Source organism: Bartonella gabonensis (assembly GCF_903679515.1).
GTDB classification, from domain to species: domain Bacteria; phylum Pseudomonadota; class Alphaproteobacteria; order Rhizobiales; family Rhizobiaceae; genus Bartonella; species Bartonella gabonensis.
Genome location: NZ_CAHOYM010000005.1, coordinates 1 through 16,644 on the forward strand (window position 1 = coordinate 1; position 16,644 = coordinate 16,644).

Sequence of the window (16,644 nt, forward strand, 5' to 3'; positions counted from 1 at the left end):
GAAGAATAAATCATCAAGAAGCAAAATTATTGATTTACAATAATCAATTTATCGCTCTTCCATATTAAATGGAGATATAGAATAAAAATTTCTTACTTTAAGCTCTCCTCCCATGAGTAATAATCGTCTTCATAARAGGAATTAACAGATAGGTAAAAAGATTCCTTGGAAAATGAGAAAGGTTTTTTTCATAAAACCGCTAAACATAAAAGCAGTTGCTCAATATAAAAATTACTACAATATCTTAACTGATAATACAATAACAGTGCTTGCTTATCACTTCATAAAATCAAAGCCAATGCCACACCTTAATTATAATCTTCATGAATAGAATCAAAAGACAAATCTAAGCTAGAGAATACTGACCTCTAAGCTCAATGCATAACCAATTCAAGTCTAAGCATCACAATATAATAGATAAAGCATTTGATATTGAAAAAATTATACACCTAAAGAAGCAGTTTTTTATCTCTAGAATACTATTAATTAAGATGTGTTTTCATTTTGCTCAACGATTCTTTCGAAAGAACTTCTTTAACGAGTTCATCTGCTCTGTTAGAATCTAATTCTTTTGCAATAAGGACACGTGCTGTAGAAATTGCCAAATCGATAGCCGATGAAGAAACCATGCGTATTGCATCAGCTTCTGCTTGAGCGATTTTTTGCTCTGCCAATTTATTGCGATTTTTTACATATTCCTCTGCTTTTGTACGAGCCTCAGCAATAACAGATTGAACTTCATGCTTTGCTGCAGCAATAATTTCTTGCGCATCTTTTTCCGCTTCCGCGTGTTTGCGTTGATATTCAGCTAATATTTCCTGTGCCTCTTCACGCAGACGCAGAGCCTCATCTAGTTCATCTTTGATACGCTTCGCGCGAGCATCAAGATGGTGGATAATTTTCTGTGGAATTTGGAAATAGACTAAAAGAGCTAAAAAAAGAACTAATCCAACAAAAGCCCAAAAAGTATCACTCATCTTTGTCTTCCTCAATAATCCGCAGTTTTAACAACTGAACGAACAGCCTCTTCGCTGATATCAACATCAATCAATTTTTTCACAATTTCAAGGGCGACTTCTTCAGCGATAGAACCAACATTTTGCATTGCTTTATCGCGAATTTTTGCTATCAGTTTTTCAGCATCTGCAAGTTTTTTCTCTAAACGCTCTTCAATTTCCTTCCGTTCAAGCTCTGCCTTTTCTTTTAATTCTTCACCAGCTGCTTGTGCTATAGTATGAGCTTTCAAACGCGCTTCTGCTAATTCATGCTCATAAGTTTCAACAACAGTATCGGCTTCCTGCTTCATGCGCATTGCCTGATCTAAATCAGATGCAATTCGATCTCGACGTGTTTCAATAACACCACCAATACGCGGCGCAATCACACGAGCGATAAACAGATAAAAAAGTCCGAAAGAAATTGCTAACCAGAAAAAATGCGAACTAAAATGAACAAAATCAAAAGGCGGAAACACACGATCTGCATGTTCTGCCACTTTTTTGATATGTTCTATCGACGTTTCAGTATTTTGTGCATAAGCGCTGGAAACAAACATCTTCTTTCATCCTTTAAATAGCCTAGCCCTCTATAACCGATGATAATTGACAAACATTCCTCTAGCATTACTCTGGTTGAGAGCTAAAAGGGTAAATCTTTCCTCATAGCGAGAACAAACATACCCTTTTGATGATGATTAAACCCCAAAAAGAAGTAATAAAGCAATAAGCAATGAAAAAATACCCAAAGCTTCTGTCACAGCAAAACCAAAGACGAGACGTCCAAACTGACTATCTGCGGCTGATGGATTACGTAATGCACCAGAAAGATAGCTCCCAAAAATATTACCAAGCCCTAAAGCTGTTCCAGCCATACCAAAGCAAGCAAGACCAGCTCCAATATATTTTGCTGCAAGCACCATTTCCATATTATTCTCCTTTAAAGCGAAATTGCACTTTTCGACGGAAAACCGCCAGTTTTATTAATGTCCTGGATGAATTGCATCATTAAGATACATACATGTTAAAACTGTAAAGACGTAAGCTTGAAGAAATGCAACCAAAAACTCAAGAGCCGTAATCGCTACAGTCATAATAAGAGGCAAAACCGAACCACCAATGCCTACGATTCCTACCCCAATCATTGAAACAACAAACCCTGAAAAAACTTTGAGCGTAATATGACCAGCTAGCATATTCGCAAAAAGACGAAGCGAAAGACTGATGGGGCGGGAGAGAAAAGAAATAATCTCAATCATTGTCACGAGAGGCAAAACTACGACAGGAACCCCACTGGGAACGAACAGTTTCAAAAAACTGACCCCATGCTTATAAAAACCATAACCAATCACCGTCAAAATAACCACCATTGCCAACGAAAACGTGATCATGATCTGAGAGGTCACCGTATAAAAATAGGGAAAAAGACCAATAAAGTTAGCAACCAAAATAAAAGTAAACAGAGAAAAAACTAAAGGGAAAAACTGCATTCCCTGTGCACCTGATGATTCCCGCAAAGTCGAAGCTACAAACTCATAGGCCATTTCTGAAAGAGATTGCATCCGCGTTGGAACCAATCCACGACTTGATGATGAAATAAAGAGAAAAATAGAAGTTATAACAACCGTAACGACGGTAAACAATGATACATTTGTAAATGATAAATCCATATTTCCTATGGAAATCTTAATCAGCCGCGAAACCTCAAACTGATGAATAGGATCTGGAGCGTGTGTTGTCACTTCAACCTCATTTATCGGACCTCTCATCGGCCCCTTTATTTTGTTCATCTTGGCGTAATACGCCTTTTTGCTCTAATTGACTGGAGGAAACATACCCCACAGATCGAAGAATACTCAATACACCAGCAGCAAATCCAAGAAAGAGAAAAAACACCAATCCCCACGGCCATGAACCTGCTAACTTATCAAACCCCACCCCCAAAACAACCCCAACGATAACACTTGCCAGAAACTCACTGGAAAGCTTAATCGCATCCGCTATCCCTCCTTGTGATTTTTCCCGTCTATCCTTATGCTCCCGCTTCCTTAAAGCTTTCTTGCGCACTAAAGCTAAGCTTAAGTTCTTACTACGACATTCCAAATTCTCTGAATGAAAACACTCCCTTTGCTTTTTCTCTTCAGCCTCTGTGCAGCTCATAACGGGTTTTTCGCCCATCGCCATCATTGGCTCCTTCATCAAAAAGCAAAGTAAAAATGCATCTCATAAAACCGTGTGCATCATATTGTTCCTGAATTTATTCGTCAAGACACTAAAAGAAATCTATCACAAATTATCGTATAAATTTTATCGCCTAAATAACGTATTTTTCAATTCACATGCTTTTTTAAAAAGATATTTCTTAAAATCCCCAAACCGATTTCACAATATCCCCCTAGAATACATAAAAGCTTCAGTGAATAATATAAAACTCATAGATCCACCATCTTTATGCTTATGAAGAGACAAGTCAGCACCATTATACACTTTATTAACTCCAATGTTGCAACAACCCTCGTCTTGAAAGAAAGCATAAAAGGCAATTTTTCAATCGTTTTTACTCACATATCAAACTTGCTTATAATGGCAAGGATATCAATTTTAATTAATTGCAATATCAACATGTTTGAAATATTAAAGAATCCTATATTTTTCGACGTTCTTCATTTAATATAATATACTAAACAACTATTCACTGGTTATGAATCAATTATGTAAAATGTTCCCATCATGCGTTAATAAAAATTGATACCAATGGATCCCTTACATCTTTTAAGTGTAATACATTGATTTATAATGATATCTTATATTTTTTGACTTAAATAAGCCCTCTGATAAGATACGTTTGCGTATTCATATTGAAGTCATCAAAACTGTTTTTGTATATCACAAGAAGGGGTGATGTGTGCTTAAAAACGATTGAAAAATTGCCTTTTTGCTCTCTTTCAAATGAAGATTGGTAAAAATAAAATTGATATACCATTGAAAGCTGATAAATAATATAAAAGCATTCGCTTATGCTTTTTCTTCAAGTAAATAAACTTGCACTTTTTGTTTCAATAAAAATTCTCAACGGAGTGTATATGATCCCATTCGTAAGGTATTTTATGTTATACCTATTTACAGACACCATCGAGAAATGAGCTTAGAAACATAAAGAGATTTTTCTTTAAGTACACGATATCATAAATTGACAATTTTAAATAGAATACAATAAAACTTGAATACGATCGCTATACCGTTTTATACAATTTTAATCCACTTTTTGTATCTCATCCTTTATAATTGAATATTGGTAGATTCAGCAGATATTTTTACTTTTTATTGAGAAATAATCATCGCAAGCAAAAGCGCTTATTAATATCCTTTATTTTTATGAATAAGATAATTTAATGCTTCTTTGTAAATGAGCATCATCATTATTCTTTCCCTCCTAATTGCATCTATTTTTTCCTCAAATACACCTAGGATTGTGTGCTCTTTCTTAAATACTTCCTATTAAACTTTTCTCATAATATACGAATAAAGAAGTGGATTATCTATTGAAGTTATTATTTCTTTTTCGATATTTAGAACACTATAAATCATAAAAAAGCTTATTTTTTAAGATTCTGTAGATTTCATTCACTTTAAAAATTAAAGAGGCATCATTTCTTTTTAGAACGTGTCGCAAAAGGATTATCAGAGGCTCGTAATGATAGGCGCACTGGTATACCAGACATATCAAATGCTTCACGTAATCCATTAACAAGATAACGCAAATACGACTGAGGCATAACTTTGGGGCGTGAGCAAGAAATCATAAACCCAGGGGGACGTGTTTTCACCTGTGTGATATATTTAACCTTAAGCCGACGTCCAGAAATGGCCGGTGGTGGATGATGTGCCACAACAGCTTCAAGCCATTGGTTCAATTTAGCCGTGGAAATGCGACGATTCCATACACGGTGCATCATCATGATATTTTCCATAAGTTTATCAATCCCTTGACCATATTGTCCTGATAAAGAAACAGCCCTCAAACCACGAACTTGAGGAAGAAAGCGCGCACATTTTTCATGCAAATCAATCAATGTGGCCTGACTATTTTCAATAAGGTCCCACTTATTGAAAGCAATAACTGGAACACGCCCTTCACGAATCACAAGATCAGCAATTTGTAAATCCTGCTTTTCAAAAGGCATCGTTGCATCAAAAACAATGATCACTACTTCTGCAAAACGAATGGCACGCAAAGTATCTGCAACAGATAGCTTTTCTAATTTTTCTTGAATTTTCGATTTTCGACGTAAACCTGCAGTATCAAAAAGTTTAATATGACGACCACGCCATTCCCAATCGACAGAAATAGAATCACGTGTTAACCCTGCTTCTGGTCCTGTTAACAACCGATCTTGTTTCAACATACTATTGATAAGGGTGGATTTCCCTGTATTGGGACGCCCCGCAATGGCAATCCGAATAGGCTTACTTTCATCGTAAATAAGCCCCTCTTCTTCCAAATTATTTACATCATCACCAACAGATGCCGGCTGTATCGTCATATCTTCTTCTTTATTGTTGCCAAAAGCGCGCTCTGATCCAACAGCATCTATAATGGCATCACGAAGATCGCTAAGCCCTAAACCATGTTCAGCCGATATTGAGCACGGTTCTCCCAAACCTAATGACCACGCCTCATACTCTCCCCCTGTTGCTGCTTTTGACTCAGACTTATTGGCAACAAGCACAATCGGTTTTCCTGATTTGCGAACCAATGAAGCAAAATTTAAATCACTCGGGATTATTCCGCTCTGTGCATCAAAGACGAATAAAATAAGATCTGCTTCATCAATCGCAGCTTTTGTATGAGAACGCATACGCCCCTCAAGTGTATGATCTCCTGCTTCTTCCAGCCCAGCCGTATCAATCACATCAAAACGTAGATCTTGAAGTTTTGCCGCATGAACACGCCGATCACGTGTTACACCTGGCTTATCGTCAACCAAAGCCAATTTTTGCCCAACCAAACGATTAAAAAGTGTTGATTTCCCAACATTGGGACGACCAACGATAGCAATGGTAAGGCTCATCGATTTATTCCTTATTTGCCTTGCCCTCAGCTTGCATAAGCTCAAGCATCATTCGAGCCCGATCTGCTATTTTTGATCTCAGCGCACCTTCTGTAGAAATTTTCTGAAAATAGTCAATAGCCTCATCAATTTTCCCTGCCTTATAAGCAGCTAAGCCCAAAGCTTCTCGTGCGGACATACGCATAGGATCAATATCACTTGCCATATCTTTAACGCGCTTTTTGACATCATCCAAGGTCCCTGCATCAACTAAAATATAGGCGGCTCGAATTTTTGCAACCTTTCGCAAAATCTGCGGTGCTTTCTCATCCGCTGCAACAGAATCAAATATCTCCACCGACTTGATAAGATCACCTTGCTCCATTCGTAAAGAAGCCTCCCGCAAACAGGCAAGAAAAGGATATCCTCCCAAATTAGAGTCTTTAACATTCTCCAATTCCTTTATCGCCTTATCAAAATGACGTATATCCGCAAAATTAAGGCTTTTTACAAATGCATCACCAATATGGTTGGCTTTCTTTATTTGCGTATGATGATAAATTTGATAAATAATTATCGTGAGAATGAAAAGAAGAACGGCCCCCATAATTGAGAAACCATACCGTCTCCAAAAAGCAAGCGCTTTTTCTTGACGAAATTCTGCATTAACTTCAGCAATAAAACTATCATACGACATATACATACCTTGTAAGAAAATTCACTTTCTACACTTTTATGCATAAATGAACAAAGATGGTAGCCCTTATTCACAAAAAATCTTTAAGTTGCTCCGTTTATCCATTTTAAAGCAATATGTATTCCAATCGGTTAGGCTTTTGCAACTGTATCAATTAAAAACGATGTAAATATCCTTTTGTTTCACATGATAATTTTTATATAATTTGAATTTATAAAAAAGATCACGCCCTTAATATCTAGCATGCTTTTTGATAATGTTATCCATTCTTTTCTAATTCCATGTATACCAAAAACAATCTTTTAAAGTCCTTAAAAACAACTAATACCTTATCTTCGGTTGTAGACTGGCATTAAACATGAAAACTCTTTACAAAAAATTATAGCTAAACTTCTCTTCCTAAAACCAAATAAACCAATTCTTACCCTGCAAAAAAATACTGGAGAATTTTTCAAAGTACGCTCCCCAAGCTTCAAGTGAAAATTTTTATACAAAATGTACCCTTCAACTCCTTTTCATACGATTAACAACTTTTTGTAATCGCTTCTTAAAGCTTTTAAGAAATATCCTATTGTAATGGCCAAACCCACATAAGCATGGGAACAGCAACCATAACAATCAACACCGCCAAGGGAGCCCCCAAACGTGGATAATCACTAAAACGATATCCTCCTGGTGCCATCACGAGCATATTGCTTTGATGTCCAATAGGTGTAAGAAACTCACAACCCGCACCAATTGCAACAGCCATCAAAAAAGCTTCAGGCTTATAATGAAGAGAATGAGCAAAACTTGATGCAATGGGGGCAACCATCATAACTGTTGCTGCATTATTCAAAAATGGCGTGACCAACATGGCAGTCACCAACATCAGCGCTAAAGCACCGGATGGCGGGAAAAATATTGCCAGTTGGCTCAGCCATTGACCAATGAGATCCGTACATCCCGTTCTCTCTAACGCTTCACTCACTGGAATAAGAGTCGCTAATAAGACTAATATTGGACCATCTAATGCATGATACAGATCACGCGCGGGCAAAACGCGAAAAATAACCATTGCAGCGGCAGCAGAAAAGAAAGAAAAAGCAACTGGAACAATATGAAAAGCTGTAAAAATAATGGCTATAAACAAAACGACTAAAGATATAAAACCATGCCGTAAATTTCCAAACACAATATTTCGTTTTGCTAAGGGCAAACATTTTAATTCTCTTAATAAATTTGGAATAACCGCATCTTGTCCTTGTAAAACAATTACATCTCCAAGATGGAAGACAATATCACCAAGTCTTCCCCGTACCCTTTCATGTTGACGACTTAACGCAAGCAAATTGACATTGTAGCGATCAAAGAGTGAAAACTCTTTCGCACTAATACCAATAAGAGGCGAGTTATGAGTGATAACCGCTTCAACAATATCAATGTCACTGTCCTTGTCTCCTGTGGAAAGAGTTCTCTCCTTAGAAAACTCTAAACGAGCAGGGTTCATCACACTATCTATTCCTGTATGCGATCCTTCCAGCAAAACAATATCGTTTTCAGACAAAACAAAATCTGGTAGTGGCGAAATAGATACTTTGTTTCTAATGATTTGAATCACCATAACATCACCACTTGATGGCTTAACCAAATCAACAATACTTTTCCCCACAAGGGGTGAATTTATTGGAATATGCACTTCTGCAACATAATTACGAATATCAATGGCATCATCAAATGATCCACCTGAACGCATACGCACCGGCAAAAGCCAATAAAAACAGACCAAATATAAGACACCAACCGTCGCAATAACCGCACCAACTGGTGTAAAATCAAACATAGTAAAAGGTGTTCCTGCTAAACGTTCTTGCATCGCTGAAATAACAACATTGGGAGATGTTCCTATCTGTGTCATAAGCCCCCCTAATAAAGAACCAAAGGCCATGGGCATCAAAAAGACAGAAGGAGAAACCTGAGAACGACGAGCAAACTGAAAAGCGATTGGAAGCATAATAGCCAAAGCACCAATATTTTTAACAAACATTGATAACACGACAACAGAAAAAACCAAAAAAGCTAATTGAAGGCGCACCGATTTTACATCTGGCCATATCCGCTGAATAATAAATTCCATGACACCAGAGCGTGATACAGCCGTACTGACAACAAACACACTTCCCACGATAATGACAATCTCATTACTAAAACCGCTAAAAGCTTCCTTTGGACTGACAAGACCAAGAGCACACGCTATTAGTAATGTACAAATAGCGACAAGATCATAACGAAATCGATCCCAAATAAAAACAACCATCATAAGACCGATGATCGAAAAGGCCATTATTTGATTTTCTGTCATAACACCCACCTCTCCCCATTAAATTATATGAACAAAAACATATTTTATATGTTTTAAATATTCCTATAAACAGCAGCAAGATAAAAGCAGACATAAAAATATTTTATGATCATTTAAAGTGATAAAAAAATATGATGCGCATAAACTTACCTCTCCTTCATTATGCATGCTTTTCTATAACGTGCTAAATCCAAAGAAAATTGATAAAAATTGATAAAGCGATATTGCAAAAAAGATGAGAATAACTCTAATATAGAGGGTAGATGACTGTTGAAACTGGTACACGCTATATTTTAACCTTTGTCGTTACTTAAAAGAGTTTATCTTCACTCTCAATTTTAAAGAGTGATAAAAATGAAAGAAAAAAGAATGGTCAAGCTTAATAGTGGGTATCAAAGTCACCTAAGATATTGGCTCACTTGCATTATTGGATTTGTTGCTATCTTGGCAATTATAGCGGTTGGTGGATTTTATATCGCAAAACCTTATCTTGACAGTTTTGTAAAACAAGAGATAGCTCGTCGTGCCATAAAAGCAAAAACATCTGAAGTCAGCATTCTAGGTACAGTTAATTTGAAGAATGTTACACTCCCCGTTCCAGCTGGTACATCACTTAAAATTGGTGCCATTTCTGCCCGTCCTCCTCTTTCCTTTATTCCTGGAGCTTTTACATTTTATAATGTTGATTTAAAGCATAATAATATTCATGTAAAAATTCCCCAAATTTCTCTTAAAAGTGTATCCTTAAAAGACAAAGATAAAACAATCACATCACGTCTTTTACAATCAATGATGCGTATTGAACTTGCCTCAATGAGTGCTCCTAATATACAGCTTTCTATAGAAAATAAAAATAAACGCGCAGAAACAGTTGAAATTAAAAATTTTCAGCTTTTTGATTTTAAAGGTGGCCATATTCGTTCCGTTAGTATCAAAAATATGGATCTTAAAACGGTTGCAGTCAATGCTGATAAACAGATGCAGCTGATGGCTAAAAGTGATACAATAAAAGCCAATGATATCGACATCAATTATGCCTATTCTATCATTTTTGGAAAAAATAACGCTCTCAATCAAGGAAAAACCGTTACTGGACCTATTTCTCTGAACAATATAAGTGTCGATATTTTTGAAGACGCAGAAAAAAATAGCTCTTTCTTCCTCGGCCAATTTAAAACATCTGGTCTAAAGATGAAACCGCTTGAACAAACTCCTGAAAAATTGATCAAAGCTTATCTTAATGCAAGAAAAGAAAATAATAAAGTCGCGGAAAAAATAGCACAAAATGGTCTCCTTCTAAACATACTGCTCGCCATTACCTCAGCAGATGCCAAAGTTGATAATGTCACTGTTGATATCCCACCATTGAAAGCAACTCTCGAATCATTTCAATTGAAACCAAGTTTGTGGAAACATCCTATCCCTAAAAAGCTTTTTCTTTCTCTCAATAACCTTTCGGTTTTACCTAAAAAAATGAATGAAAAAGACTTAGAACTCTTTAAAAAAATGGGGTTTGAACAAATTGAGTTTTCAGGAAAACTTGATATTTCTTACGATGAAAAAAAACATATGCTCTTTCTTAATACAATGTCTTTCAATATGAAAGATGTTGGGTCTGGGAACATATCAGCTAAGGTTATTGATGTTGATGAAAAACTTTTTTCTGGTCAACAAAGTGTCATGATTGCTGCTTCTCAAAACTTTGGCATCAATGAAATTGATATACAATATCGGGATGCAGGTTTCATTGATAAGCTTTTTTCTTATCTTGCCAAAAACCTTAATGACAGCCAACATGATCTTAAAGCGGAACTCTATGACGACTTCTATTTAATGATGACGCAAACCCCCAAAATGCTGCTAAAAAATCATGACGAAGCAGAAAAAATTTCAAAATCTTTAGGTGAATTTGCTAAAAATCCACAAACCTTGATCGTTAAAATTAAAGCGAAAGATAATAAAGGGCTCACAATGGTTGATTTCGAATCTGCTTTACAAAACGATCTATCCAGGGCTTTAAGCAAAGTAGACCTCGCTATTAAAAATGAAGCATCGCCTTAAACATATTGTGCTTTAAACATAATGATCTTGTCTATAAATTAAGAACTTTATTCCTCTTTTTGCTTTTATATGATACAGAAAGCATCATGATAGAGTCGCTATACACAGAGAATATAGCCCCCTAAAATTGTCGATAGTTGGAGTTGTTCATGTCTGATTTATCTTCAAATCGCTTGCCTAATCGCGCTTCTCGTGTCACCAGTCAAGCGCTTTCTGCTATCGAGCGTTTTCTCCATATTGAAGCTCTCAGTGGTATTGTTCTTTTACTCGCTGCTGCTTCTGCACTCATTCTTGCCAATTCTCAATATGCTGCTGTCTATGAGTCTTTTTGGCACACACCTCTTGGCTTTAATTTGGGCCATTTCACTCTTTCATGGGATTTGCATTTCTGGGTTAATGATGCCCTTATGACTATTTTCTTTCTCGTTGCAGGAATGGAAATTCGACGTGAAATTCATGAAGGTGCTCTTGCCGATTTTAAACAAGCAATTTTGCCAATTGTTGCTGCAATAGGCGGCGTTTGTGTCCCTGCAATCATTTATTTCATCTTCAACGCTAATGATGGACATATCCACGGTTGGGCTGTGCCAACAGCAACTGATATTGCCTTTGCTCTTGGTATTCTGGCTCTTCTTGGAAAAAAAATTCCTTCTAATCTTCATATCATTCTTCTATCATTAGCGATTATTGATGATATTATCGCTGTTCTTATTATTGCTTTTTTCTACTCAACAAACATTGATCCTAGTGGTTTAATGATTGCAGGAGCGGGTATTGCTCTGGTACTCTTTTTTCAATGGATCGGGCTTGCATCAGCATGGCTTTACATTTTACCTGGTGCAATCATCTGGTGGGGTTTAATGGTAACAGGCATTCATCCATCGCTTGCTGGTGTAATCCTAGGTATGATGACTCCCGTTTTTCCTACACGCACTCTTGTAGCGCCACTCACCCTGCTCAGCAACGCTATGCAAATTCTCCAAGAGAAAAACACAAAAACAGATCTCCAGCATATTTCAACTGCTTTAAAAAAAATGCGTAAAGGACAACAAGCCATAATTGCTCCAGTAACACGTGTTCAAAAAGTATTGCATCCATGGGTTGCATACGGTATCATGCCGATTTTTGCCTTTGCAAATGCAGGGGTAAGTTTTGCAAACTTTGACCTTTCTTCTCATGAATCATTATTAATTGTTCTTGGTGTTGTCATTGGTCTTTTCGTTGGTAAGCCCCTTGGTATTATCACTGCCAGTTATCTAGCAGTAAAATCAGGACTCTGTCGCCTCCCTCCTCAAATGACATGGGCTGGCATCTTACTCATTGGTTTTTTAGCAGGAATTGGCTTTACAATGTCTATCTTTGTTTCAATGCTCGCCTTTAAAGATATTAGCCTGCTCGATGCTGCAAAAATTGGGGTCCTGTGTGGCTCTGGTTTATCTGCTCTTATCGGTCTAGGATATGGATTTATTTATATTAAACGTAATAAAAACACTTCTCATAGTTCCCAGTAAAGCTAAGAATCATCTTCTTTGTTGGACTGATTTTTTAGTATAATCAAGATTTTTCCTACAGTCCTTGAGATGGAGGTAGTTACTTGCTAAAGTATTTTTATCTTATGTTCTTGCTGATCAAATGAACGATTTGAAAATCTTCATAAAAACGTTAACAATTGTTTTTTGTTGTTGTATTTATCAGAGATAAGAATATTAAAATCTTAAAAAAAGCGCTGTTATTATAGCCTCTGACCTTAGCTTATTCTCCCTACTCAAATATATTTGTGCATGTCTCTACAGATTGTTCTTATATCGCCATATTCGTATCTAAGAGAATGAAAGAATATCATTATTACAACAGAAATTGAGCCCTTTTTGAATAGTTTCCTCTCTTCCAAAATTTTCCAAAAAATGCGTTGCAGTTTAATGATCATCAGTCGTTTCATTAAAGTATTACGCTATTCAACATAATATTTTTTTAGAGCTCTTAAATTATCGTGAGTAGACCTTTAAAATCCTGGATGCACATAGAGAATAGATCACAGATAAATTTTTAAATGATATTCATAAAATGAGTATATTTTATTTATCATCAAAACAAGCCGTCTTTATATGGTGCCGGATTTGATTATGGATTAAAGCAACAGAAGCGGTTCCATCAATAACGATAAATCGTTCGTCTATTTCTGATAAAAGTTGATATACTTCATAAACTTTTTCAATAAATGAGCGTTTTTCTTCGTATTTTAAGGTTAAACCATCCCTTTTTTTCAAGCGTTCGATAATAGAAGTAGGCGGTACATGAAAATAAAATGTGATATGTGGTCTTGGAATAGATTGATTTAATTTAATCACTCTTTCAAGAGAGAGACCTCGAGCGTAGAAATAAGCAAGGCTAGAATAAACATATCGATCACTGATTAATAAATTTTGCGATGAAGTTAAAGAAGGTTCGATAATTTCAAGTGTATGCTTTCGTCTATCTGTTGCCGCCAAAAGCGCTAAAAGCAATGAATCAATTGGTTTTCCATTCTCTAAATAATCTCTCACCTCTTGATTATTTCTATACCAATGGCTGGGTTGAAAAGTTTGTATTATATGTTTTTCTTGTGACCAGTAGCGAGAAATCTCTTGTGCTTGAGTGGTCTTTCCACTCCCATCAAATCCACATAGAGCAACAAAAGAACCAGAATATTGCTTCAAAGACCACATGGAATTATAAATATCTTTATTAAGATACACTTTCTTTCCATCCATATAATTTGCGTCATTTTACGTCTACAATCTTTTTGTTTACAGATAAGGCATTTTATCTCTCAACATCAGCGGTATGATATCAAGAGTATTCTTTCCTCAGTGTGAGAGCTTGAAGTTTTTATAAATTATTGACCGCTAGGATAACATTTTTAATTTTTAGCCAACTAAAAAGCAGACTCTATAAGCTCTATCATGTTGAGTTTGAAGTATAAATCTCCCTTTCACAACATAAAGACGGTGCATTTTTCTTCTCTTCAAAACACCCGCTTACAAATAATTCCCCTTTCCCTTTATGCTTATATCTAAACGATTTATAARAAGTTTTTTATATTATCTCTTAAATATTTTATCCCTATGCTAATCGTGTTTGTAATACGCAAGCAAATAGTTTTTTCTTCATCATAAAAAACTCTTCGATGAAAAAATTTTACTGTATTCATTATTTTTATTTATAAGAAATAAGTATAAATTATGTTTATAAAGCAAATCATTCATACAATATGAAAACTTTATGTTATTGAAATTGAGAATTTAAAAGTACTTAACTCTTATCCAGTCCATAAACAGCATGTAATGTTCTCACCGCAAGTTCAGTATAAGCGCTATCAATCAAAACAGAAATCTTAATCTCGGAAGTTGTGATTGCTTGAATATTAATACCTTTTTCAGCCAAAGCCTTAAAAGCTGTAGCCGCAACACCTGCATGGCTGCGCATTCCAACACCAATCACAGATATTTTGGCAAGATCGCTTTCAAATTGGATAACATCAAATCCAATTTCTTTGCGATTTTTTTCAAGAAGTGCAACAGCTTTTTCTACATCTGCTGATGGTACAGTAAAAGTCATATCCGTTTTTGAACCATCTTCAGAAATATTTTGCACAATCATATCAACATTAATGCACTCTTCAGCCAAGGGACCAAAAATTGCTGCCGAAATCCCTGGACGATCGGCAAGTCGACGGAGAGAAATTTGTGCTTCATCTTTAGCAAAAGCAATACCAGTAACATTTTGTTGTTCCACGATTTCATCCTCATCGCAAATAAGTGTTCCAGAAGAACTCATTGGATCCTCCATACTGAATGCATCAGAATCCTCAAAACTTGAACGTACAAAAGTACGAACCTTATGAAGCATGGCCAATTCAACAGAACGAACCTGTAAAACTTTTGCCCCAAGAGAAGCCATTTCCAGCATTTCTTCAAAAGCTACTTTTGGTAAACGGCGCGCTTTCGGTTCTATACGTGGATCCGTTGTATAAACACCATCCACATCAGTATAAATATCACAACGATCAGCTTGTACAGCTGCTGCTATAGCAACAGCACTTGTATCTGATCCCCCACGTCCTAAAGTAGAAATCCGATTATCTGCAGATAACCCCTGAAAACCAGAAATAACGGCAACCTGACCTTCCTGAAAACACTTTATTAAAAAAGATCCATCAATATCAGTAATACGCGCACGACCATGCGCATTGTCTGTATGAATAGGGATTTGCCAACCAAGCCACGAACGTGCATTGATCCCCATCGTTTGAAGTGTCAAAGCCAACAAACCTGAAGTGATCTGTTCACCAGAAGCAACCACAACATCATATTCACGAGCATCTCTATGGTTGGGCGAAGCATCACACGTCCACTGAACAAGCTCGTTGGTTTTCCCCGCCATCGCAGAGACTACAACAGCAACCTCATTGCCTGCATCAACCTCTCTTTTGACATGCCGTGCAACATTATGAATACATTCAATGTTTGCTACAGATGTTCCTCCAAATTTCATGACAATACGCGCCATCAACAATACTCTTAATTTTTAAGTTTCTTATCTCAAACCACAATGAAAATAAGATCCTACCCACCGTATCAATAAATTACCTCTCCACATACAGAATATCTATCATTTGTGCAAGTTTCATTATAATTATATTAATTTTTCTTGACTTTGTATAAAAGCTACTGGACTTGATCATTAAAAATAAAAGGAAGGCAACATGATAGATGAAACACGAACAACTGTTGATCAAAGTGAAATTGATCACTTTTCACGTATTGCTGTAGAATGGTGGAACCCACAAGGAAAATTTCAACCTCTTCACCAATTTAATCCAACACGTCTTGCTTACATCAGAGAAAAAATCTGTTTAGAATTTAATCGTGACCCTGTTTCACTGACGCCCTTTAACAATTTAAAAATTCTTGATATCGGCTGTGGAGGAGGATTATTATGTGAACCAATGGCGCGTCTTGGCGCTATCGTTGTAGGCGTTGATGCCGCACAAACCAATATTGAAGTCGCAAAAATCCATGCAGCCCAAAATGACCTTTCAATTGATTATCGCACGACGACGGCTGAAGCACTCGCCAATGAAGGAGAAAAATTTGATATTATCCTTAATATGGAAGTTGTCGAACATGTCGCTGACGTTAATCTCTTCATAAAAGCGACAGCAAAAATGCTGAAACCACAAGGGGTGATGTTTGTCGCAACACTCAACCGCACGTGGAAAGCATGGGCGCTTGCTATTGTAGGCGCTGAATATATCCTCCGTTGGCTCCCTAAAGGAACCCATGATTATAAAAAATTCCTAAAACCTCGAGAACTTAAAAATTTCTTATCAAAAAACGCTCTGACTGTCATTGATGAAATAGGTATTACTTATAATCCATTAAACGACAACTGGAATCGCTCAAAAGATATGGATGTTAACTATCTGCTTCTGGCAAAACGGTCTTAAGAGTATGTCAT

Annotated in this window: 13 protein-coding genes; 3 read left to right on the plus strand and 10 right to left on the minus strand. The window is 36.4% G+C overall.

Annotated elements, in window-relative coordinates:
• Positions 1 to 482: 482 nt before the first annotated feature.
• The 8 genes from HWX04_RS02050 to HWX04_RS02085 form a co-directional block, all read right to left on the minus strand.
• On the minus strand, positions 483 to 977 hold the full coding sequence (locus tag HWX04_RS02050; RefSeq protein ID WP_175868583.1) for a F0F1 ATP synthase subunit B: 495 nt from the start codon (positions 975 to 977) through the stop codon (positions 483 to 485).
• Between the two features lie 11 nt (positions 978 to 988).
• Positions 989 to 1,555, minus strand: coding sequence for a F0F1 ATP synthase subunit B (locus tag HWX04_RS02055; RefSeq protein ID WP_175868584.1), 567 nt, complete (start codon positions 1,553 to 1,555; stop codon positions 989 to 991).
• 138 nt (positions 1,556 to 1,693) lie between these two features.
• The gene (locus tag HWX04_RS02060) at positions 1,694 to 1,924 is read right to left on the minus strand and encodes a F0F1 ATP synthase subunit C (protein ID WP_005773968.1); all 231 of its coding nucleotides are present in this window, start codon (positions 1,922 to 1,924) and stop codon (positions 1,694 to 1,696) included.
• Positions 1,925 to 1,978: 54 nt separating this feature from the next.
• The gene (locus HWX04_RS02065; RefSeq protein ID WP_175868621.1) at positions 1,979 to 2,737 is read right to left on the minus strand and encodes a F0F1 ATP synthase subunit A; all 759 of its coding nucleotides are present in this window, start codon (positions 2,735 to 2,737) and stop codon (positions 1,979 to 1,981) included.
• 7 nt (positions 2,738 to 2,744) lie between these two features.
• Complete coding sequence (locus HWX04_RS02070; protein WP_175868622.1) at positions 2,745 to 3,179, minus strand: AtpZ/AtpI family protein; 435 nt, start codon at positions 3,177 to 3,179, stop codon at positions 2,745 to 2,747.
• 1,463 nt (positions 3,180 to 4,642) lie between these two features.
• A complete protein-coding gene (der, locus tag HWX04_RS02075; protein WP_175868585.1) occupies positions 4,643 to 6,067 on the minus strand; it encodes a ribosome biogenesis GTPase Der in 1,425 nt (474 codons plus the stop codon).
• A gap of 4 nt (positions 6,068 to 6,071) precedes the next feature.
• Positions 6,072 to 6,743 carry a DUF2659 family protein gene (locus tag HWX04_RS02080; protein WP_175868586.1) on the minus strand — a complete coding sequence of 224 codons (672 nt, stop codon included), beginning with the start codon at positions 6,741 to 6,743 and terminating at the stop codon, positions 6,072 to 6,074.
• A 568-nt stretch (positions 6,744 to 7,311) separates the two neighbouring features.
• Positions 7,312 to 9,084, minus strand: coding sequence for an SLC13 family permease (locus HWX04_RS02085; RefSeq protein ID WP_175868587.1), 1,773 nt, complete (start codon positions 9,082 to 9,084; stop codon positions 7,312 to 7,314).
• Positions 9,085 to 9,438: 354 nt separating this feature from the next.
• Here HWX04_RS02085 and HWX04_RS02090 point away from each other — a divergent pair, with 354 nt between their 5' ends.
• Entirely contained in the window at positions 9,439 to 11,145 is a 1,707-nt protein-coding gene (locus HWX04_RS02090) for an aq_1923 C-terminal domain (RefSeq protein WP_175868588.1), read from the plus strand.
• A 149-nt stretch (positions 11,146 to 11,294) separates the two neighbouring features.
• A complete protein-coding gene (nhaA, locus tag HWX04_RS02095) occupies positions 11,295 to 12,656 on the plus strand; it encodes a Na+/H+ antiporter NhaA (RefSeq protein WP_175868589.1) in 1,362 nt (453 codons plus the stop codon).
• Between the two features lie 564 nt (positions 12,657 to 13,220).
• Here the strand turns inward: nhaA and tmk are convergent.
• Together tmk and HWX04_RS02105 are read right to left on the minus strand one after the other, a co-directional pair.
• Complete coding sequence (gene tmk / locus HWX04_RS02100; RefSeq protein ID WP_175868590.1) at positions 13,221 to 13,880, minus strand: dTMP kinase; 660 nt, start codon at positions 13,878 to 13,880, stop codon at positions 13,221 to 13,223.
• 556 nt (positions 13,881 to 14,436) lie between these two features.
• Complete coding sequence (locus HWX04_RS02105; protein WP_175868591.1) at positions 14,437 to 15,693, minus strand: aspartate kinase; 1,257 nt, start codon at positions 15,691 to 15,693, stop codon at positions 14,437 to 14,439.
• A gap of 196 nt (positions 15,694 to 15,889) precedes the next feature.
• Here HWX04_RS02105 and ubiG point away from each other — a divergent pair, with 196 nt between their 5' ends.
• Complete coding sequence (gene ubiG, locus HWX04_RS02110; RefSeq protein WP_175868592.1) at positions 15,890 to 16,633, plus strand: bifunctional 2-polyprenyl-6-hydroxyphenol methylase/3-demethylubiquinol 3-O-methyltransferase UbiG; 744 nt, start codon at positions 15,890 to 15,892, stop codon at positions 16,631 to 16,633.
• Positions 16,634 to 16,644 lie beyond the last annotated feature (11 nt).

Bases quoted from the DNA above. Each gene is read 5' to 3' on its own strand.
- HWX04_RS02050 (WP_175868583.1), bottom strand. From the start codon at position 977: ATGAGTGATACTTTTTGGGCTTTTGTTGGATTAGTTCTTTTTTTAGCT.
- HWX04_RS02055 (WP_175868584.1), bottom strand. From the start codon at position 1,555: ATGTTTGTTTCCAGCGCTTATGCACAAAATACTGAAACGTCGATAGAA.
- HWX04_RS02060 (WP_005773968.1), bottom strand. From the start codon at position 1,924: ATGGAAATGGTGCTTGCAGCAAAATATATTGGAGCTGGTCTTGCTTGC.
- HWX04_RS02070 (WP_175868622.1), bottom strand. From the start codon at position 3,179: ATGGCGATGGGCGAAAAACCCGTTATGAGCTGCACAGAGGCTGAAGAG.
- der (WP_175868585.1), bottom strand. From the start codon at position 6,067: ATGAGCCTTACCATTGCTATCGTTGGTCGTCCCAATGTTGGGAAATCA.
- HWX04_RS02080 (WP_175868586.1), bottom strand. From the start codon at position 6,743: ATGTCGTATGATAGTTTTATTGCTGAAGTTAATGCAGAATTTCGTCAA.
- HWX04_RS02085 (WP_175868587.1), bottom strand. From the start codon at position 9,084: ATGACAGAAAATCAAATAATGGCCTTTTCGATCATCGGTCTTATGATG.
- HWX04_RS02090 (WP_175868588.1), top strand. From the start codon at position 9,439: ATGAAAGAAAAAAGAATGGTCAAGCTTAATAGTGGGTATCAAAGTCAC.
- nhaA (WP_175868589.1), top strand. From the start codon at position 11,295: ATGTCTGATTTATCTTCAAATCGCTTGCCTAATCGCGCTTCTCGTGTC.
- HWX04_RS02105 (WP_175868591.1), bottom strand. From the start codon at position 15,693: ATGGCGCGTATTGTCATGAAATTTGGAGGAACATCTGTAGCAAACATT.
- ubiG (WP_175868592.1), top strand. From the start codon at position 15,890: ATGATAGATGAAACACGAACAACTGTTGATCAAAGTGAAATTGATCAC.